17 protein-coding genes and 1 tRNA gene are annotated in these 19,657 nt (G+C 43.2%); 7 read left to right on the forward strand and 11 right to left on the reverse strand.

The window, feature by feature from the left end; genetic code table 11:
• Window positions 1-13 precede the first annotated feature (13 nt).
• Window positions 14-1,531: a DUF4301 family protein gene (locus HMPREF0650_RS09670; RefSeq protein ID WP_004350441.1), complete on the reverse strand. Its 1,518-nt coding sequence runs from the start codon at window positions 1,529-1,531 to the stop codon at window positions 14-16.
• A 137-nt stretch (window positions 1,532-1,668) separates the two neighbouring features.
• On the opposite strand from HMPREF0650_RS09670, the gene HMPREF0650_RS09675 reads away from it, so the two are divergent.
• From HMPREF0650_RS09675 to HMPREF0650_RS09705, 7 genes are all read left to right on the forward strand, one after another.
• Window positions 1,669-3,876, forward strand: coding sequence for a RelA/SpoT family protein (locus HMPREF0650_RS09675; protein WP_004350442.1), 2,208 nt, complete (start codon window positions 1,669-1,671; stop codon window positions 3,874-3,876).
• A gap of 92 nt (window positions 3,877-3,968) precedes the next feature.
• Window positions 3,969-5,267, forward strand: a complete 1,299-nt coding sequence (locus HMPREF0650_RS09680; protein ID WP_004350444.1) for an MATE family efflux transporter — start codon at window positions 3,969-3,971, stop codon at window positions 5,265-5,267.
• A 49-nt stretch (window positions 5,268-5,316) separates the two neighbouring features.
• Window positions 5,317-6,699 (forward strand): DNA recombination protein RmuC, encoded by a 1,383-nt coding sequence (locus tag HMPREF0650_RS09685; protein ID WP_004350445.1) that lies wholly within the window; start codon window positions 5,317-5,319, stop codon window positions 6,697-6,699.
• Window positions 6,692-7,174 carry a low molecular weight protein-tyrosine-phosphatase gene (locus HMPREF0650_RS09690; protein ID WP_004350448.1) on the forward strand — a complete coding sequence of 161 codons (483 nt, stop codon included), beginning with the start codon at window positions 6,692-6,694 and terminating at the stop codon, window positions 7,172-7,174. Before HMPREF0650_RS09685 ends, HMPREF0650_RS09690 begins: the two co-directional genes overlap by 8 nt.
• A gap of 264 nt (window positions 7,175-7,438) precedes the next feature.
• Entirely contained in the window at window positions 7,439-10,159 is a 2,721-nt protein-coding gene (ppdK, locus tag HMPREF0650_RS09695) for a pyruvate, phosphate dikinase (RefSeq protein WP_004350450.1), read from the forward strand.
• 127 nt (window positions 10,160-10,286) lie between these two features.
• Window positions 10,287-10,715: a hypothetical protein gene (locus HMPREF0650_RS09700; protein ID WP_050774868.1), complete on the forward strand. Its 429-nt coding sequence runs from the start codon at window positions 10,287-10,289 to the stop codon at window positions 10,713-10,715.
• 198 nt (window positions 10,716-10,913) lie between these two features.
• Window positions 10,914-11,004: transfer RNA gene (locus HMPREF0650_RS09705), tRNA-Ser, on the forward strand.
• Window positions 11,005-11,210: 206 nt separating this feature from the next.
• On the opposite strand, the gene HMPREF0650_RS09710 is transcribed toward HMPREF0650_RS09705, so the two are convergent.
• From HMPREF0650_RS09710 to pfkA, 10 genes are all read right to left on the reverse strand, one after another.
• Window positions 11,211-12,185: a F0F1 ATP synthase subunit gamma gene (locus HMPREF0650_RS09710; RefSeq protein WP_004350454.1), complete on the reverse strand. Its 975-nt coding sequence runs from the start codon at window positions 12,183-12,185 to the stop codon at window positions 11,211-11,213.
• Between the two features lie 3 nt (window positions 12,186-12,188).
• Window positions 12,189-13,778: a F0F1 ATP synthase subunit alpha gene (atpA, locus tag HMPREF0650_RS09715; RefSeq protein ID WP_004350455.1), complete on the reverse strand. Its 1,590-nt coding sequence runs from the start codon at window positions 13,776-13,778 to the stop codon at window positions 12,189-12,191.
• Between the two features lie 19 nt (window positions 13,779-13,797).
• The gene (locus HMPREF0650_RS09720; RefSeq protein ID WP_004350457.1) at window positions 13,798-14,334 is read right to left on the reverse strand and encodes a F0F1 ATP synthase subunit delta; all 537 of its coding nucleotides are present in this window, start codon (window positions 14,332-14,334) and stop codon (window positions 13,798-13,800) included.
• 6 nt (window positions 14,335-14,340) lie between these two features.
• Complete coding sequence (gene atpF / locus HMPREF0650_RS09725) at window positions 14,341-14,847, reverse strand: F0F1 ATP synthase subunit B (protein WP_004350458.1); 507 nt, start codon at window positions 14,845-14,847, stop codon at window positions 14,341-14,343.
• An 89-nt stretch (window positions 14,848-14,936) separates the two neighbouring features.
• Window positions 14,937-15,179, reverse strand: a complete 243-nt coding sequence (gene atpE, locus HMPREF0650_RS09730) for an ATP synthase F0 subunit C (RefSeq protein ID WP_004350460.1) — start codon at window positions 15,177-15,179, stop codon at window positions 14,937-14,939.
• 43 nt (window positions 15,180-15,222) lie between these two features.
• Window positions 15,223-16,305 carry a F0F1 ATP synthase subunit A gene (atpB, locus tag HMPREF0650_RS09735; RefSeq protein WP_004350462.1) on the reverse strand — a complete coding sequence of 361 codons (1,083 nt, stop codon included), beginning with the start codon at window positions 16,303-16,305 and terminating at the stop codon, window positions 15,223-15,225.
• The gene (locus tag HMPREF0650_RS09740) at window positions 16,302-16,712 is read right to left on the reverse strand and encodes a hypothetical protein (RefSeq protein ID WP_040563116.1); all 411 of its coding nucleotides are present in this window, start codon (window positions 16,710-16,712) and stop codon (window positions 16,302-16,304) included. The genes atpB and HMPREF0650_RS09740 overlap by 4 nt, the downstream gene beginning before the upstream one ends.
• A gap of 14 nt (window positions 16,713-16,726) precedes the next feature.
• Window positions 16,727-16,966 (reverse strand): ATP synthase F1 subunit epsilon, encoded by a 240-nt coding sequence (gene atpC, locus HMPREF0650_RS09745; RefSeq protein ID WP_004350464.1) that lies wholly within the window; start codon window positions 16,964-16,966, stop codon window positions 16,727-16,729.
• A 21-nt stretch (window positions 16,967-16,987) separates the two neighbouring features.
• Window positions 16,988-18,517 carry a F0F1 ATP synthase subunit beta gene (gene atpD / locus HMPREF0650_RS09750; protein ID WP_004350465.1) on the reverse strand — a complete coding sequence of 510 codons (1,530 nt, stop codon included), beginning with the start codon at window positions 18,515-18,517 and terminating at the stop codon, window positions 16,988-16,990.
• Between the two features lie 150 nt (window positions 18,518-18,667).
• Window positions 18,668-19,645: a 6-phosphofructokinase gene (gene pfkA / locus HMPREF0650_RS09755; protein ID WP_004350466.1), complete on the reverse strand. Its 978-nt coding sequence runs from the start codon at window positions 19,643-19,645 to the stop codon at window positions 18,668-18,670.
• Between the last annotated feature and the right edge of the window lie 12 nt (window positions 19,646-19,657).

Consider the following 19,657-nt stretch of genomic DNA (forward strand, 5'->3'; position numbering starts at 1 on the left):
GCAGCGTGAAAGATTAGGGTTGATGTTGCTCTCTCAACAAATCATTCACGGTTTTGACGGGGTTGAATGTGGACAATGGAACCTCTACGAATACCGTATTCCAATTGCTCATGGCTCCATTCCACAATCCAGGTAACTCTAATGCTTTCAACTCTTTACCATCTTTACTTTTAGTAGAGATGAAACCAGTTTCCTTGTCTACGAAATCGGGCAAGTTGAATGGCTTTCCCTGATAATCTTTCAAAGCGCAAACCAGGTCTACCGGATTGAAATGGGTTCCCTCATTGAACATTTTAACATATTCCTCATTGTTCTTGTCTATCTGACTGGACTCAAGGATTTGCGGACTGGTAGCGCCGTCTTTGCTATAAATAATGAAAGGACCTCCACCGGGTTCACCAATATTTCTAACCATCCCACACACACGCAAGGGGCGGTTAAGCTTTCCACGAAGATACGGGAAGAGCACCTCATCTTCCATGTGTTTCAATTTCTCATTGCGGCACATCAGGTCACGTTGTACAAATCGTATGATTTCCTCCAACTCCTCATGTGAGAATTTACCGCTTTCCAACAGGCGCAAGTATTTGAAACACTTTTCTTGTAGCTCAATCAACACCCCACCAATCACTTGTTTGTAGGTAACGGTATCGGTCTTCAAGCGATCTGGAACCACATTGTCGATGTTTTTAATGAAAACGACATCAGCATCAATGTCATTGAGGTTTTCGATTAAGGCACCATGACCTCCCGGCCTAAAAAGCAGGGTTCCGTCATTATTTCTGAATGGCGTATTATCCATGTTCGCTGCGATGGTGTCGGTGCTGGGCTTTTGTTCGGAGAACGACACATGGAATTGTACCTTGTATCGCTTGGTGAATCTATCCACAACCTTTTCAACCCGCTGCTTGAACAGCTCCAAATGCTGGTGTGACACCGTGAAATGAATGTAAGAATCGCCATGGCAGCTGGCATACAAAGCAGCTTCTACCAAATGTTCTTCCATGGGTGTACGTGGCGCATCGTCATATTCATGGAACAACAACAGACCCTTGGGCAGGTTGCCATAGTTGAGTCCTTTCGGCTCCAAAAGGTTCTCCACCACCGTTTTATATTGACCTTGGGCGATAAGCTTAGCAGCTTTTACCCCTTCGTTTTGCTCGCATACTTCTGTGAGTTCTTCGTAAAAAGCAAATTTCTTGAGGTTAGTGAAGAACTCTTTTTCGAAATCTGTCGTTGGAACCGTATAGTCGGCATGCAAAAACGCATAGAGATTTTTGAACATACGGCTGGCTGCACCCGAAGCAGGTACAAACTTTACGATGCGATGGTCGCCCTGTTTGTACTGATTCCACAACTCTACGTAATGCTTTTTCATTACTTCGTCCAGCAAAACAATACCATACTCAACACTGGCTGCCGCCTTGATTGGAAGAAATGGGAAGCCGTTTTTAATGTCTTCCAACTGTTGATTGATTTGTTCTTCTGTAATACCTTTTTGAGAAATTTGTTGAAGATCTTGTTGTGTCATATTGAGTTCTTTATAAATTAGCGAAAGGATATAAGTATAAGTTTGCGTATTTGATACAAAGATAGTTACTTTTCATGAAATACACATTAGTTTACAATAAAAACATTATCTTTGCATGTATACTTTAAGGCAAATAGATGGATACAAAGTTTGAATTCCTTGCGTCGGAAAAATCTGAATATATAGCCATATTCAAGCGCATCAAAGAAGCCATTGGCGATTCTTTTCAGGAAAACGATGAAGCAAACATCAAATCGCATTTGAAGACATCTCTGGAGAATGGCCTCATCACAAGAGATGCCTTTGGGTTGAACCCTGTGTTAAACTCGATGCAGACAGCAGAAATTGCCGTCAACGAAATTGGCCTGAAAAGGGATGGCGTGGTTGCTATCTTGCTGTACCAAAGTGTGGTCAACGGTTACTTGGACATCGATGACGTTAGCGCGAAATATGGTGAGGTAGTAGCACATATCATTCATGGCCTGGTAAGAATTAATGCACTGTATAGCAAGAACCCTGTGGTTGAAAGTGAGAATTTCAGGAATCTGCTGCTCACCTTTGCTGAGGATATGCGTGTCATCTTGATTATGATTGCTGACCGCGTGAACTTGATGCGCCATATCAGAGATGCTGAAAACGTGGAGGCAAAGCGACAGGTGAGTGAGGAGGCAAGCTATTTGTATGCTCCCTTAGCCCATAAATTGGGGCTTTATCAACTGAAGAGCGAGCTGGAAGACCTGAGTTTGAAATACCTTGAGCATGATGCTTATTACATGATTAAGGATAAGCTCAATGCGACGAAAAAGGCTCGTGACAGTTATATAGCGAGCTTCATCAATCCTATTCAGCAGAAGTTGGAAGATGCGGGCTTGAAATTTCAGATGAAGGGACGCACCAAGAGCATCCATTCTATCTGGCAAAAGATGAAGAAGCAGAAATGTAACTTCGAAGGTATCTATGATCTTTTTGCCATACGTATTATCTTGGATGCGCCTTTGGAGAAAGAAAAGATGCAATGTTGGCAGGTCTACTCCATCATCACGGACATGTATCAGCCCAACCCAAAGCGATTGCGCGACTGGCTTTCGGTTCCAAAATCCAATGGATATGAGAGTTTGCACATCACCGTTTTAGGACCAGAGAACAAATGGGTTGAGGTACAGATACGTACTGAACGAATGGACGAGATTGCAGAGCGGGGTTTGGCTGCGCATTGGCGATATAAAGGCATCAAGAGTCAGGGCAACATCGACGAATGGCTGGCCAGCATAAGAACAGCCTTGGAAGCAGGTGACGACTTGCAAGTAATGGATCAGTTCAAACTGGATCTATACGAAGACGAGGTATATGTGTTCACACCAAAAGGTGAAATCAAGAAGTTCCCTAGCGGGGCTACGGTCTTGGACTTTGCCTATTACATCCACTCTGCCGTAGGTAGCAAATGTGTTGGCGCGCGCATCAACAATAAGAACGTTCCTATCAGAGAACAATTGAAATCGGGTGACACGGTTGAGATATTGACGCAAAGCAACCAAAAACCAAACCAGAGTTGGCTGAAAATCGTCAAGACCAGCAAAGCGAAAGCCAAAATACGCCTGGCGTTGAAAGAAACTCAGGTGAAAGATGGGCTTTATGCCAAGGAATTACTGGAGCGGAGGTTCAAGAACAAGAAGGTGGAACTGGACGAAACCATCATGAATCACCTGGTGAAGAAGTTGGGATACAAGGAGATATCTGACTTTTACAAGCAAATAGCTGATGAGAAACTTGATCCTAACAACATTATTGACAGGTATGTAGAACTGCGCGACAAAGAATTAAACGTCAACACTCTGAAGGCTGTTCAACGTGCTGATGAGTTCAGTTTGGAGCATCCTGACGGACAAATGACCAGCCAATCTGACGTGTTGGTCATCGACAAGAACCTGAAGGGCATCGATTACACGTTGGCTCAATGCTGTCATCCTATCTACGGTGACGACGTCTTTGGGTTTGTAACGGTCAGTGGCGGCATCAAAATACATAGGAAAGACTGTCCTAACGCACCGGAAATGCGGAAAAGATTTGGGTATCGAATGGTCAAAGCCAGATGGAGCGGACAAAATGGGGCATTGTATACCATCGTACTGCGCATCATAGGGAATGACGATATCGGAATAGTGAACAACATTACCAGTATTCTATCTAAAGAAGAGAGAATTGTGATGCGTTCCATCAATATCGATTCAAACGACGGATTGTTCAGTGGTAATCTTTCTGTTCAATTGGATGATGTGACGAAGCTGGATGCTTTGATCAAGAAATTACAAACGGTGAAAGGAGTAAAACAAGTGACCCGACTGTAAATAAAGAATCTTTTTGCTCTCTCTTTTCATCCAGATACCAGCTAAGTATAATGATAAAAATCAGTATATTCGCATTGTCTTAGGCAGCAATTATGAAGCAAGTATTTAAGTTGGCGTTGCCATCCATCATCTCAAACATCACCGTTCCCCTATTAGGTATCATCGACCTGACCATTGTGGGACACATGGGTGATGTGATTTATATTGGAGCCATCGCCATTGGCACCATGATTTTCAATGTGCTGTATTGGCTCTTTGGTTTCTTGCGAATGGGTACCAGCGGCATGACATCTCAAGCATTAGGAAGACGTGATTTGACCGAAGCCATGAGATTGTTGGTTCGTTCGCTGACTATCAGTACGGCGATTGCTGCGATTTTCATCGTCTTCCAACTTCCAATTCGTTGGATGGCACTGTCCATCATGCAACCCACTGAACAAATAGCGGAACAGGCAGCGATTTATTTTTCCTTTTGCATTTGGGGCGCACCAGCCATGTTGGGGCTATACGGATTGACAGGATGGTTTATCGGCATGCAAAATACGCGAATCCCCATGTTGGTATCCATCTTTCAAAACATCGTGAATATCGTTGCAAGCGTGACCTTTGTATTTGGATTTGGCATGAAAATTCAAGGTGTAGCGTTAGGAACATTGACGGCACAGTGGACTGGTTTTCTACTTGCCTTGTACTGTTGGAAGCGGTATTATGGCAGGTTGGCTGAATATAATTGGAAAGATGACTTGTTCAAGCGTAGCACGATGGTTCGATTCTTTGCCGTCAACCGCGACATTTTCATACGAACGCTATTCTTGGTTGGTGTTAATTTCTTTTTCATTTCAGCCGGATCGAGGCAAGGAGCCATCATCCTGTCTGTCAATACGCTCCTGATGACTTTGTTCACCCTCTTCTCTTACGTCATGGATGGATTTGCTTACGCCGGAGAAGCCCTTAGTGGAAAGTATTATAGTGCAGCGAATAAGTTGGCCTTTGACAGGGTCTACAACAGCTTGTTCGCATGGGGAGCCATCATGGCTGTGGTGTTCACGCTGGTCTATGCGGTTGGAGGCAATGGCTTTCTGATGCTGTTGACCAACGAAGCTGTTGTCGTACAATCTGCCGAAGCATATTTCTGGTGGGCTGTGATGATTCCTATTGTCAGCGTATCGGCCTTTGTCTATGACGGTATTTTTATTGGTCTTACGGCCACAAGGGGCATGCTGGTATCTTCTGTGGTATCAGCTCTTGTCTTCTTTGCGTTGTACCTCGCCCTGCAAACCTACTTGGGAAATCACGCTCTGTGGTTGGCTTTCATCGTGTATTTAGGCTTGAGAGGTGGCATACAATGGTTTTTGTATCGAAGAATGCATCTCAATTGGGTGCAAAAATAAAATGCCGTGAACACTTTGAGATGCATGCCAAATCAATTATCTTTGCAATATGGAATTCATATACTTAGCCATAGGCCTCGTCGTTGGAGCAATCGTTGTCTTTTTCTTGTTAAACGGAAAGCTGAAAAAGCTGGAGACCAGCAACATTTTGTCGAATCAACAATTGGCGCACGAACAAGAACTTGGCACTCAGCTACAAGCAGAACGTGACCGACTTCAGTGTGAGCAAGCAGAACAACAACAACAGTTGATAACCATCAAACTCGAGCTGGAACGAGTAACCACGCAGTTGGAATCCGAACAAGCATCGCATTCGAAAGAGACAGAAATGCGCCGCGAGCAATTTGAGCAACAGTTGAAGACCGTTCAAGAGCAATTCTCAAATTTGGCAACACGCATCTTAGAACAGACTTCGGAAAGGCTGAAGACAACCAACAACGAGTCGATGGAACATCTGACAAAGCCACTTAAGATGAACATCGAGCAATTGCAGCAAGCCATTCAGCACACAAATACAGAAACATCTAAGAATACAGCCTCGCTATCACAACAACTCAGAGAGATGAGTTTGCAAACACAGAAGATTGAATCCACTGCAACCCGACTGACTAATGTAATTAGAGGAGGAAACAAGGCACAAGGTAATTGGGGTGAACGCATACTGACAGACATTCTGGAAAGTCAAGGTTACAAAGTCGGTATCGATTATGACATCCAGCACACATTAACAGATGAAAAGGGAAATGCGATTAAAAATGATGACACAGGAAGGCGGATGATCCCTGATGTCATTCTACATTACCCAAACAATGAAGATGTCATCATTGATTCCAAAATGTCTATTGATGCCTATTATCAATATGTAAACACCGAAGAAGAAGCTCTCAAGAAAAAGTTTGCAGCCGACTTGGTAAGCAGTATTCGAACACAGGCTACCAATCTCGCCAAGAAAGACTATAGCAAATATGTGCATTCGCCACGAAAAGCCATTGATTTCGTCATCATGTTCGTACCAAACGAAGGGGCTTTGCAGTTGGCTTTAGACACGGATCCCAAGATATGGGGCGAGGCTTTTGACAAACAGGTGTTCATCACCAGTCAACAAAACTTAATGGCCATATTGCGTATGATTCAGATAGCTTGGAGACAATACGCACAAACAGAAAACCAAAAGAAGGTTTTCGCCTTGGCTGAAGAATTATTGAAACGCGTAGGTGAATTCATTAAACGATTTGACAAGATTGGCAAAGACATTGACATGCTTCATAAAGACTATGGGGAGACTTACAACAAGGCTTATACAGGGAGACAGAGTATCGTGCAGAAGGCCAACGAACTGAAAGAATTAGGCGTAAAAGAAAGTGCAAATCAACCGATTCCTATGACCCAACCTGATGTGTTGGACATTACAGAAGAAAACGAAGATGAATAAGATGAAAAAGAGATTGTTATTCGTGTGTTTAGGAAACATTTGCAGAAGTCCGGCAGCAGAGGGCGTGATGAAATCCATTGTCAAGGCTGCTGGCATGGAAGATGAATTCGTCATCGACTCAGCAGGCATTGGAGATTGGCACATCGGGCAACTACCCGACCATAGAATGAGAAAACATGGTGCACAAAGAGGATATCGGTTTGACAGCCGTGCTCGCCAGTTCAATGCGGATGATTTTGCGAATTTTGATCATATCTATGTCATGGATCACGAAAACAAACGCATGATTACCGCTATGGCAGCTACCAAAGAAGATGCTCAGAAGGTAGAAATGCTGGCAAGTTACCTAAAAGACAAGCAGAATGTTGATGTGGTACCAGATCCATATTATGGAGGAGATGAAGATTTTAAATATGCGCTTGACTTGATAGAAATCGCCTGCAAAGAGTTATTTAGTCAATTAAATAGGAAATAAGCTGCCCATCTGTAATACCATGCGAATATAGTTTAATTGACTGAAGAACAGATTCGAGGAATCGCATATTTATAATCTTTTGGCATACCATCAATGGCCTCAATATTCTATGAGGCGGCATGAGTACACGAGTTCCTATATTTTTAATCCTAATAAATGCAATGTATACATTGCACTTTTCTGTATAAATATTTTGCAAGATTATAAAATATTGTTATTTTTGCAAAAGCATAAAATAAATAAATTAAGAGAATACTTTTCGGTATGGATGTAAAAAGAGTTTATACTTTCGGCAATGGAAAAGCCGAAGGTAAAGCAGATATGAGAAATCTGCTTGGTGGCAAGGGCGCTAACCTTGCGGAAATGAATTTGATAGGTGTTCCAGTTCCTCCTGGTTTTACCATTACGACAGATGTTTGTAATGAATATTTTGACAAAGGAAGAGATGAGGTTGTTGAACTTTTAAAAGGTGACGTTGAACGTGCAGTCAAGCACATCGAAACTTTGATGAACTCAAAGTTCGGTGATTCTTCCAATCCGTTGTTGCTATCAGTTCGCTCTGGCGCACGCGCCTCAATGCCTGGCATGATGGATACCATCTTGAATCTGGGATTGAATGACAATGTTGTGGAAGGTTTGGTGAAGAAAACCGGAAATGAACGTTTTGCTTATGACAGCTACCGCCGTTTTGTACAAATGTACGGCGACGTAGTTCTCGGAATGAAACCATCGAACAAAGAAGATATTGATCCATTTGAAGCAATCATCATGGATGTCAAGGCCAAACGTGGAGTGAAGCTTGACAATGAAATGAACGTTGATGACCTTAAGACATTGGTTGTACGTTTTAAGGAAGCCATCAAGAAACAAACAGGAAAAGACTTCCCTACCGATCCCATGGACCAACTCTGGGGAGCCATTTGTTCGGTGTTTGACAGCTGGATGAACGAGAGAGCTATCTTGTACCGCAAGATGGAAGGCATACCCGCCGAATGGGGTACAGCCGTTTCTGTCATGGCCATGGTGTTTGGCAACATGGGTAACACCTCTGCCACTGGCGTATGCTTCTCTCGTGATGCAGCAACTGGTAGGAACCGTTTCAATGGAGAATATTTGGTCAATGCGCAAGGTGAGGACGTCGTTGCGGGCATCAGAACGCCACAACAAATCACCAAGGAAGGAAGTATAAAATGGGCCAAGCAGCAGAATATTAGCGAAGAAATACGCAAGTCCAATTATCCTTCCATGGAAGAAACCATGCCGGAAATCTATGAACAGCTGTTCAACATTCAACACAAGTTGGAAAAGCATTACCATGACATGCAGGACATGGAGTTCACTGTACAAGAAGGCAAGTTGTGGTTTTTACAAACCAGAAATGGAAAACGTACAGGTACCGCTATGGTTAAGATTGCCATGGATTTGCTGCATGAAGGAGAAATTGACGAAAAGACAGCACTTAAACGCTGCGAACCCAATAAGTTGGATGAACTATTACACCCTGTATTTGATAAACTTGCACTCGGTACAGCCAAAGTACTCACCAGAGGATTACCAGCTTCACCAGGTGCTGCAAGCGGACAAATTGTATTTTTTGCAGACGATGCTGTTAAATGGCACGAGGCTGGACATCAAGTTGTCATGGTACGTATGGAAACATCTCCTGAAGACTTGGCAGGCATGTCTGCTGCAGAAGGCATTCTGACGGCTCGAGGTGGTATGACATCACATGCTGCCGTTGTTGCCAGAGGAATGGGAAAATGCTGTGTTTCGGGCGCAGGAGCCATCAATGTGAATTATAAAGATCGTACGGTAGAGATAGACGGCATCGTTCTTCATGAGGGCGACTATATATCTATCAATGGCTCAACAGGCGAAATATACCAAGGTGAGGTTGAAACACGCCCGGCTGAAGTTACCGGTGACTTTGCAGAGCTTATGAAACTTTGCGACAAATATACAAAGCTGGTGGTACGTACCAATGCAGACACGCCGCATGACTCTGAAGTTGCACGTAATTTTGGTGCGGTTGGTATTGGACTCTGTCGCACAGAACACATGTTCTTTGAGAATGAAAAAATCAAGGCCATGAGAGAGATGATCTTGGCTGACACCCAAGACGGCCGTGAGAATGCACTCGAGAAGCTCCTACCCTATCAGAAACAAGACTTCTATGGCATATTGAAAGCAATGGACGGATATCCCGTTAACATCCGATTGTTAGATCCTCCACTACACGAATTTGTACCTCATGATTTGGCTGGACAAGAAGTCATGGCCAAGGATATGGGCGTCAGTGTGCAGCAAATCCAAAAACGCGTGAACAGCTTAAGCGAGGCTAACCCCATGTTGGGCCATCGTGGATGCCGTCTGGGCAACACCTATCCAGAAATCACTGCCATGCAGACAAAAGCTATCTTGGGTGCCGCCATTCAATTGAAGAAAGAAGGATACGACCCACGTCCCGAGATTATGGTGCCACTTATTGGTATCGTGAAGGAGTTTGATGTGCAAGAAAAAGTAATTAGAGACACGGCAAAACAACTGTTTGAAGAAGAGGGAATTGAAATACCTTTCCATGTAGGAACGATGATTGAAATCCCTCGAGCTGCTCTTACAGCCGACTTGATTGCTGAACGCGCTGAGTACTTTAGCTTTGGAACGAACGACCTTACTCAAATGACGTATGGGTATAGCCGTGATGATATCGCAGGTTTCTTGCCTGTTTATTTGGAGCAGAAAATATTGAAGGTTGACCCGTTCCAAGTATTAGACCAAGACGGCGTAGGACAGCTTATTAAAATGGCCGTAGAAAAAGGTCGTTCCACTCGTAAGAATCTTACATGTGGCATTTGTGGTGAGCATGGTGGTGAACCAACTTCGGTGAAATTCTGCCATAAAGTAGGCCTTGACTACGTCAGCTGTTCACCATTCAGAGTTCCTATCGCCCGCTTAGCCGCGGCGCAGGCAGCAGTCGAGGAATAGGACTATTCACATTTATCAACAGCAATAGGTCAGGTAGTTGCGTGTATCTACACAAACTACCTGGCCTTAACTTAAAATCGACATGTTATCAAGATTATTTATTCTCATCCTTAGTTGTTTCTTTTTCATGAATACACAAGCTGACAATGGTGCAAAAGTTGCTACCGTTGGTATCGGTACAAAATATCAACAGGCATTGAAGGATATTAAGGCCGAGTTTGGTGAACCTACAACCATTGACCAACAAGCTATTGAATTCAAGAATATGACCTATCATAATTTTAAATTTGACTTAGTCATCTTCAAGTTCAAGAATGATAAATTAAATGAAGCACGCTTTTTCATGAGAGCCAAAAATAAAATAGGTGCCGATAAAAAAGTAGAAGCTTTGTCTAAAGAGCTGGGTAAAAAACATCCTCTATCAGAAGATTATGAAGATGGCTCATATTTCTATAAAGGCGGTTTATCACCAAAAGGCATAGGGCACTTGTTTACCATCTCGACAGCCAAAAGACAAGGTGTATGGAATGCTGAATTGACATACGGTCCATTCTAATTAATGCATTTGATCTATTTTTTGTGTTCAATGAAAGCGTGGTGCAAAGCTACGATATAACTGTTGAATAAACACATGGCTTCATCTTAACAATTCCAGTTGGGGCACATACAAGCTATACTAGATGCTCAGAGCATATTAAATGGTTAAAAAATTTTGGGTATTGCCAAATTATTATTACATTTGCACACTCAAATAGGAAGATTGGCAGAGTGACCGAATGCGCTGGACTCGAAATCCGGTATACCCTTTTTGGGTATCGGGGGTTTGAATCCCTCATCTTCCGCCAACGAAAGAGACTTCAAACTCATTGATTTTGAATATCAAAGTCAATGAGTTTGAGCTTTTAAAGCATTGACTTTGGGCGGTTAAAGCATTGACTTTAGGCAGTCATCTATTTGGTTATGCTTTTGACACAAAAAAAAAGGAACAAAAAAAGTTCGAGATAACATCATCGTGTCATCTCGAACTATTTTGTTCAATTACATAAAATGTCTAGTTATTAATAGTACCGCCAACAATATCCAGCAACTCGTTTGTAATGGCTTGCTGTCTACCCTTGTTATACTGTAAATTGAGTGAACGAAGCAAGTCATCTGCATTGTCGGTAGCTGTCTGCATAGCAACCATTCGAGCGGCATGCTCACTTGCGTTACTATCTAGCAATGCCGTATAGAACATGAGGTGTAATTGATTGGGTATCAGGGTGCCCAATACAGTCTTGATATCAGGTTCTACAATAAAGTCGTTGTTCAAGGGCTGGGCATCTATCTCTTTTCGTTCTACCTTTAGGTTCTTTCTTCTCAGGTACTCCTGTGCTCTTGCCGTGGTGTAAGAAGATTTCAAATCACGATCATTTCCCCATCCAATCTCCGTTGACAAATCAATGGGTAAGAAGGTTTTACGAGTCAGAATCTGCGAACCTACACTTTTAAAGTGATGATAAATCATCTCCACCTTGTCATACTCACCGTTAAGAAACTTCTGTGCAATTTCATGAGCAATCTTTTGGCAGGTCTGTGCATTAGGCTTATCAGCCAATTCAATGAAATTCCCAGCTGTTTTATACCCCATCTTTACAACACGTTCTGCAACTTTTCGGCCAATAGGATAAATAATAATGTTATCTTTATCAATTCCGAGACGATGGTAATCTTCAATAGCCTGTTGCATCATTTTCAACACATTAATGTTAAAACTACCGCATAGACTGCTGTTTGAAGAAAAAACCACCAATGCCACGCGTGTCAAGTTAGGGCGTATGGCATCAAATGGCGTGTCAGCATCTGGTGTAGAAATAAGAAATGACTTAAGAATATGCTCCAACATATTTTCGTATGGGAGCATATTCTCTACTCTGACCTGTGCATGATGAAGTTTGCTGGATGCAACCATCTTCATCGCACTGGTGATTTTTCGGGTATTCTTGACACTGGCAATTCGTGTCTTTATCTCTTTGAGTGACGGCATAGGCTATGAAACTTTATAAGAAGCTGTCACTTCGCTCATAGTTTGCTCGATGGTCTGGATGGCTTCGTCCGTTAATTGGCCTGACTCAAGAACCTTCAGTACATCAGCATGTTTGGTGCGCATGGCTTCCAAAAAGGTATCTTGGCATGCTCGAACTTCATCAATTGGCACATCTTGCAACAAACCATGAACACCACAATATAGAATGGCAACTTGCTCGCCCACAGGAACAGGACTATATTGTGGTTGTATCAACAACTGATTGTTCTTTCTTCCTCGGTCAAGTGTCATGGCAGTTACCGAATCCATATCACTTGAGAACTTGGAGAATGCTTCAAGCTCCCGATACTGGGCTTGATCAATTTTCAAAGTTCCGGCAACTTTTTTCATACTCTTGATCTGCGCACTACCACCGACACGTGACACGGAGATACCCACGTTGACAGCAGGTCGGAAACCTTGATTGAAGAGATTGGACTCAAGATAAATCTGTCCGTCTGTAATAGAGATAACATTGGTGGGAATATAGGCTGACACATCGCCTGCCTGGGTTTCAATAATTGGCAAGGCTGTCAATGAACCACCACCTTTAACATGACCCTTCAGACACTCGGGCAAGTCGTTCATCTGCTCGGCTACCTCTTGCTGGTCATTGATACGAGCAGCCCGTTCCAACAATCTAGAGTGTAGATAAAAAACGTCGCCAGGATAAGCTTCACGTCCAGAAGGACGGCGGAGAATCAGAGAAATCTCGCGGTAAGCAACGGCTTGTTTAGACAAATCATCGTATACAACCAGAGCAGACTCTCCTCGATCGCGGAAATACTCACCGATGGCAGCGCCTGCAAACGGCGCATAGTATTGCATGGCAGCTGGGTCAGCAGCTGTAGCAGAAACGATGATGGAGTAAGGTAAAGCGCCACGTTCTTTTAATGTCTGAACAAGGTTTGCAACAGTGGATGCTTTTTGGCCGATTGCCACGTAAATACAGTATACGGGTTTACCGGCATCATAAAAGCTCTTCTGGTTGATAATGGTGTCAACCGCAATGGCTGTTTTACCTGTTTGACGGTCACCAATAATCAACTCACGCTGTCCTCTACCAATTGGAATCATCGAGTCTACAGATTTCAATCCTGTCTGCAGCGGTTCTTTCACGGGTTGTCTGTAAATCACTCCCGGAGCTTTACGATCCAGCGGCATTTCAAACGATTCTGTCAAATCGAGCTCGCCCAATCCGTCAATAGCCTCACCAAGAGGGTTGATGACACGTCCAAGCATGTTGTCATTCACCCGAATGGATGCGATGCGATGGGTACGTTTCACAACCATCCCCTCTTTGATGGCGGATGATGACCCCAAAAGAATACAACCAACGTTATCTTCCTCCAGGTTCATCACAATTGCCATCACACCATTCTCAAACTCGAGCAACTCGTTAGCTTCGGCATTCTGCAAACCGTACACGCGAGCCACACCATCCCCCACGTTAAGTACGGTACCAGTTTCTTCAAACTGATTGTCCGAGCTGACACCACTTAGTTGTTGAAGTAGTACGTCTGACACTTCGCTTGGTTTTATTTTGTCTGACATTTTATTTTTTCTTTTTAATTTATTTCTTAAGCTCTTTCAGGATATTGTTCAGTTTTGTTTGAACGCTGGCATCCATACGGTAAGAATCATACTCAAGGACAAAGCCTCCAATGATGTCTGGGTTGACTTCTGTTTGGAACTCAACCGTAGCCTGAGACTTGTTTTGAACCATCTGTTTCATTTTCTGCTCCACCTCAGGCGTGACTGTTGTTGCAGTAATCAATCGGCCACTGATGATGTTTTTCTGTTTTCGATAGAGCGTAATATAAGATGTGGCCATCATCTGGATGACATTCTCTCTGCCTTCTTGTAGAACCAGCTGGATAAATTTCTCTGTCAATTCAGACAGATTCTTCCCACAAGCAACTTGCAAAAGTGCTTGCTTTTTGTTCTTTTCAAGCATCGGATTGTCAATTGTAGAACGCAGTTCAGGTACACGATTATACTGATCAGCAAGAGTTATCATCTCCTGATAAACCTTGTCTTCCAGGTTCTGCGCCATCGCACATTTTAAAAGCGCCCTCGCATATCTGACTGATATTACACCTATAGCCATATCCTTTTACTCGTTATTTTTACCAACAGAAATGTCATTCAGCAGTTTGTTGATTAACTCCATTTGACTCTCATTCGAAGAAAGTTTCTCGCGAACAATCTTTTCTGCTACCTGAACGGAAATCTCAGCTACCTGTGTGCGAATGTCTCGAATGGCATTCTGCTTTTCTGCTTCTATTTCAGCTTTTGCTTCATTGAGCAATCTAGAACCTTCATTTGTAGCTTTCTCCTGAGCTTTCACAACAATCGCATCGCGAGTATCCGCCGCATCCTTCAAAATTTGCGCCTGCTTTTCTCTCGCATTTTGGAGCATGGTTTCCCCTTCTTTCTGTATGTTTGCTAGCCTTTCATTGGCCTCATGAGCCTTTCTCAAGCTGTCGTCAATGAATTCCTTACGGCTATTCACCATATTGACAATTGATGGAAAGCCCCATTTCCATAAGATGGCCAATACAATGATAAAGACGATGGCCATCCAGAAAAACAATCCAAAATCAGGAGTTATTAATGACATAAGCTATTATTAATTTCTTGTTAATCAGTTGAAAGTGTATTTTCTACATCGACAGATGGCAAGACAAATACCATCTGCTATTTCAACTTCTATACAAACAATGAAAGCAGAGCAATGATAATCGAAAGGAATGCTGCACCTTCAATCAACGCGGCTGCAATAATCATGGAAGAACGCAAGTCACCAATCTTCTCTGGCTGACGTGCCATGGCATCCATAGCATTACCACCAATACGTCCGATACCGATACCTGCGCCAATTACAGATATACCACCGCCAATTGCGGCACCTACTTTTGCAACAGCATCTGCTGCTAATAATAATGATAACATAGTCGTTTTAATTTTAAGTTATTATTTTAATATATTTCAATTTCTATTCTATAGAGGCACTATGTTCCTTAACATGAGCGAGTGAGATAAAGACTGCGCTCAACATGGTAAACACTAATGCTTGGATATAGCATACCAACAGTTCCAGCAACATCATGAAGATGCTCATCAGGACGCTGACAACAGTCATCAAAGTACCTGATACTGGGTTGATGGCAAACATGATAAAGATGATGCAGGCAAACGATATAGCAATGGCATGGCCAGCCATCATGTTGGCAAACAATCGAATCATCAAGGCCAGAGGCTTTGTGAGGATTCCAAAGAACTCGATAAAAGGCATCAAAGGAATCGGTGCCTTCATCCACAAAGGGACGTCCGGCCAGAAGATTTCTTTCCAATATGCCTTCGTTCCTGTTAAGTTCGTTACCAAGAAGGTGCATAGAGCCAAGAAGAAAGTACAGGTGATGTTCCCCGTAAGGTTACCTCCTCCTGGTGGAAAAGGTATGACACCCATGAAGTTAGAGATGAGGATGAAGAAAAAACAGGTCAACAGATATGGAGCATACTTATCAGCTTCCTTACCCAGTGTCGGTTTAATTACATCATCATATACAGACATGACAAACATGTGCACCATCCCCACGAATCCTCCAGGAGCAGGGTCACTCGGCTTATGATTGCGACACCAGCGAGAAGGGATGAGAATACACAGAAGTAAGATAATGGCATTGATAAACAGAATGACAACGGTCTTGGTGATTGATATGTCGAAAGGCCGAACCTCTTCTCCATTCACCATCTCGCAAATCTTATTCTCGTGTACTTCGTTATTTGCAATATACAAACCATAAGGACCTGGCCTGTTACCTTGTTCATTGGGTTCATGGGCAAATTCATTACTGCAAAAGACATGCCATCCTGTCGAGCTTTTAACGATAATCGGCAGATGTAACACGATTGGCTTGCCCATAAAGTCAGTTATGTGCCACTCGTAGGAGTCTTTAATATGGCCCATCAAAATCTCCTCCAAGTCAATATTTTCCTTTTCCTGGTCAGCAGCCATCGCTGGAGAAAGAACCAGAAACAGGGTCAATAGACAGAAGATATGTTTGATATATTTCATTTCTTAATGCTTATTTGATTCTTCTTCTCTACTCGGGAAAAATATGTTGCGTCGTAAATAATCATCGCTAAATAGTAAATTGAGAACATAGCAGCGAATGCAATGACTTGTGTTCTTGTTCGAACGATGAGGCAATACGCCAGGACAACCAGTATTCCAACAAAAAACTTCACAGCCATGGCTACCAAGTAGAAGCCTGTTAGCTTCGTTGGAGATGTCTTAGCTGTTTTCTTCCACAAAGCAGCGTAGACCCAGGTTGAGGTTAAAAAATATAGCACACAAACCACCAGTCCTGTCAGCATGGCTGTGTTGGAAGTGATTTGAATCGCCAATAAGAAGACTAGCATGAATCCTGCAATGATCCATAAACCAACTTTCTTATATTGTTTAACCACAGAATCGATCATAAACTTGCCGTCTATTATACTTCTACACAAAGTGAAACGTCGTTCTGCTTCACCTGAACAAAGCCACCCAGAATATCGATTTTCTGCTTTTGCTGATGTGTTTTATATTCCACCACTCCTTCTTCCAGAGAAGAAATAATGGGAGCATGGTCTGTTAAGATCTCAAAGCTTCCTAATGTTCCAGGCACCAGTACGCTTTCAACCTCGCCATCAAACACCACCTTTTCAGGAGAAACTATTCTTAGATGCAACATATATCTCTTCCTGTTTTGTGATTATCCCTGTGCTGCCGCAAGCAGTTTCTTACCTTTCTCAATGGCATCCTCAATGGTACCCACGTTCAGGAAGGCCTGTTCAGGCAGGTCATCAACCTCACCATCAAGAATCATATTGAATCCTTTGATGGTGTCTTCTATGGAAACCATCACACCTTTCACACCAGTAAACTGTTCAGCCACCGTAAATGGCTGCGACAAGAAGCGCTGTACGCGACGTGCACGGTTCACAATTTGTTTATCTTCATCAGACAACTCGTCCATTCCAAGAATGGCAATGATGTCTTGTAATTCCTGATAGCGTTGCAAAATTTGTTTTACTCTTTGCGCACACTCATAATGCTCTTTGCCAACAATCAATGGATCAAGGATACGCGAGGTAGATCCTAAGGGGTCTACAGCCGGATAAATACCCAGCTCTGTAATCTTACGGCTCAACTCTGTCGTAGCATCCAAGTGTGTGAATGTCGTAGCAGGAGCAGGGTCTGTCAAGTCATCTGCCGGCACATAAACAGCCTGAACGGATGTGATAGATCCCCTCTTGGTTGATGTAATGCGCTCTTGCATCACGCCCATTTCAGAGGCCAGGGTAGGTTGATAACCCACAGCCGATGGCATACGACCCAGCAAAGCAGATACTTCAGAACCTGCCTGCGTGAATCGGAAGATGTTGTCAACAAAGAACATGATATCTGCATGTTCACCCTGACCAGCAACGCCCTTGTCACGAAACTGCTCGGCAACGGTCAAACCCGACAAAGCAACCGATGCACGGGCCCCAGGTGGCTCGTTCATTTGTCCATACACGAGTGTAGCCTGTGATTGTTTCAATGCCTCTGGATCGACCAATGACAAATCCCATTTGCCTTCATCCATGGCTTTGCGGAATTTATCACCATATTTAATCACGCCCGATTCTATCATGTCTCGAATCAAGTCGTTGCCTTCACGCGTACGTTCTCCTACGCCAGCGAAGACCGAATAGCCGTTGTGACCTTTGGCGATGTTGTTGATTAGTTCCATAATCAACACCGTCTTTCCTACACCGGCACCACCGAACAATCCAATTTTTCCACCTTTCATATAAGGTTCCAGCAAGTCAATCACCTTGATGCCAGTTGCCAGCATTTCTTTGTGCGTGGACAAGTCCTCAAACTTTGGAGGTTCTCTATGGATAGGATATGAATTATCCTTGGTCAACGCTTCCATTCCGTCAATCGCCTGGCCTACTACATTCATCATTCTACCCTTAATCTGTTCTCCAGAGGGCATGGTGATGGGACTTCCCGTAGGGATTACTTCCATTCCACGTTGCAATCCATCGGTATTATCCATGGCTACACAACGAACCGTGTCTTCACCTATGTGTTGTTGGGTCTCGATGATTAGCTCCGTTCCGTCTTGGCGTTTGATGCTTAGAGCATCATAGATTTTTGGGAGCACTTGATCTGAATCTTGCCCTTTGGTGTCAAAATAAACATCAATGACTGGCCCAATAATCTGAGAAATACGTCCGGTTATCTGTGACATGATTTTATATTTTATATCAATATTTTTCTAAATTAATCTTAAACTTAAGTCCTGCAAATATACGAAAATACTTTGTATAGCTCGTTGGCTTTGCCACATATTAACAAAACCAATTGCTTTATTAACATATATTACCTTTGAAAACTTTCACTAAATGCTCAGTTCGTCAAGCACCTTGATGAGTTTTCGGTCAAAGGGTTTATCACTTCTGATGGCTTCTACCAGCGGGATGTAATCTATCTCGTTGTTTTTTACACCTATCATGATGTTGCGTTGTCCTTGTATGATAGCCTCAACAGCCGACACACCTGTTCGACTTGCCAAGATTCTGTCATGTGCGGAGGGGCGGCCTCCACGCTGAAGATGTCCTAAAATGGTGACGCGAACATCGTATCCAGGAAACTCTTTCCTTACACGATCAGCGTAATACAACGCACCACACTTGGGACTTTCGCTCACGATGACGATGCACGAGCGTTTTGATTTACGTATACCCCGCTCCATGAAGTGTCCCAATTGGTCCACGTCTGTTCTATCTTCGGGTATAATGGCAGCTTCGGCACCCGATGCGATGGCACTGTTTTGCGCCAAAAAACCAGCATCACGCCCCATCACCTCTACAAAGAAGATGCGCTCATGACTTTGTGCCGTGTCCCTGATTCGGTCAACACATTCGACAATCGTGTTCAAGGTTGTGTCATATCCGATGGTGGAATCCGTACCATACAAGTCGTTGTCGATCGTACCGGGCAGGCCAATACAACGTACGTCGTATTCCTTGCCGAACTCCATAGCACCCCTCAACGAACCATTTCCACCAATCACAATCAATGCGCCTATTTCATGTTTCTTAACATTTTCATAAGCTTTCTTGCGTCCTTCAGGTGTCATAAACTCTAAAGATCGTGCTGTTTTCAAGATTGTGCCGCCCGACATGATGATACCACTCACGTTTTCGGTCGTAAAATCCTTGATTTCGTCGTTAATCAGGCCATCAAATCCTTTGTAGATACCTTTAATCTTAAAGCCATTACAGATGCCCGCGCGCGTTACTGCACGAATGGCTGCATTCATTCCTGGAGCATCTCCACCAGAGGTCAAAACTCCTATTGTTGTTATATTATTCATACTTCAAAAAAA

This window comes from Hoylesella buccalis ATCC 35310, from assembly GCF_000177075.1.
In the GTDB taxonomy this organism is placed as follows: domain Bacteria; phylum Bacteroidota; class Bacteroidia; order Bacteroidales; family Bacteroidaceae; genus Prevotella; species Prevotella buccalis.

Bases quoted from the DNA above. Each gene is read 5' to 3' on its own strand.
- atpE (WP_004350460.1), bottom strand. From the start codon at position 15,179: ATGTTATCATTATTATTAGCAGCAGATGCTGTTGCAAAAGTAGGTGCC.
- atpD (WP_004350465.1), bottom strand. From the start codon at position 18,517: ATGTCACAGATAACCGGACGTATTTCTCAGATTATTGGGCCAGTCATT.
- HMPREF0650_RS09690 (WP_004350448.1), top strand. From the start codon at position 6,692: ATGAATAAGATGAAAAAGAGATTGTTATTCGTGTGTTTAGGAAACATT.
- atpC (WP_004350464.1), bottom strand. From the start codon at position 16,966: ATGTTGCATCTAAGAATAGTTTCTCCTGAAAAGGTGGTGTTTGATGGC.
- ppdK (WP_004350450.1), top strand. From the start codon at position 7,439: ATGGATGTAAAAAGAGTTTATACTTTCGGCAATGGAAAAGCCGAAGGT.
- atpF (WP_004350458.1), bottom strand. From the start codon at position 14,847: ATGTCATTAATAACTCCTGATTTTGGATTGTTTTTCTGGATGGCCATC.
- pfkA (WP_004350466.1), bottom strand. From the start codon at position 19,645: ATGAATAATATAACAACAATAGGAGTTTTGACCTCTGGTGGAGATGCT.
- atpB (WP_004350462.1), bottom strand. From the start codon at position 16,305: ATGAAATATATCAAACATATCTTCTGTCTATTGACCCTGTTTCTGGTT.
- HMPREF0650_RS09700 (WP_050774868.1), top strand. From the start codon at position 10,287: ATGAATACACAAGCTGACAATGGTGCAAAAGTTGCTACCGTTGGTATC.
- HMPREF0650_RS09740 (WP_040563116.1), bottom strand. From the start codon at position 16,712: ATGATCGATTCTGTGGTTAAACAATATAAGAAAGTTGGTTTATGGATC.
- atpA (WP_004350455.1), bottom strand. From the start codon at position 13,778: ATGTCAGACAAAATAAAACCAAGCGAAGTGTCAGACGTACTACTTCAA.
- HMPREF0650_RS09670 (WP_004350441.1), bottom strand. From the start codon at position 1,531: ATGACACAACAAGATCTTCAACAAATTTCTCAAAAAGGTATTACAGAA.
- HMPREF0650_RS09685 (WP_004350445.1), top strand. From the start codon at position 5,317: ATGGAATTCATATACTTAGCCATAGGCCTCGTCGTTGGAGCAATCGTT.
- HMPREF0650_RS09710 (WP_004350454.1), bottom strand. From the start codon at position 12,185: ATGCCGTCACTCAAAGAGATAAAGACACGAATTGCCAGTGTCAAGAAT.
- HMPREF0650_RS09720 (WP_004350457.1), bottom strand. From the start codon at position 14,334: ATGGCTATAGGTGTAATATCAGTCAGATATGCGAGGGCGCTTTTAAAA.
- HMPREF0650_RS09675 (WP_004350442.1), top strand. From the start codon at position 1,669: ATGGATACAAAGTTTGAATTCCTTGCGTCGGAAAAATCTGAATATATA.
- HMPREF0650_RS09680 (WP_004350444.1), top strand. From the start codon at position 3,969: ATGAAGCAAGTATTTAAGTTGGCGTTGCCATCCATCATCTCAAACATC.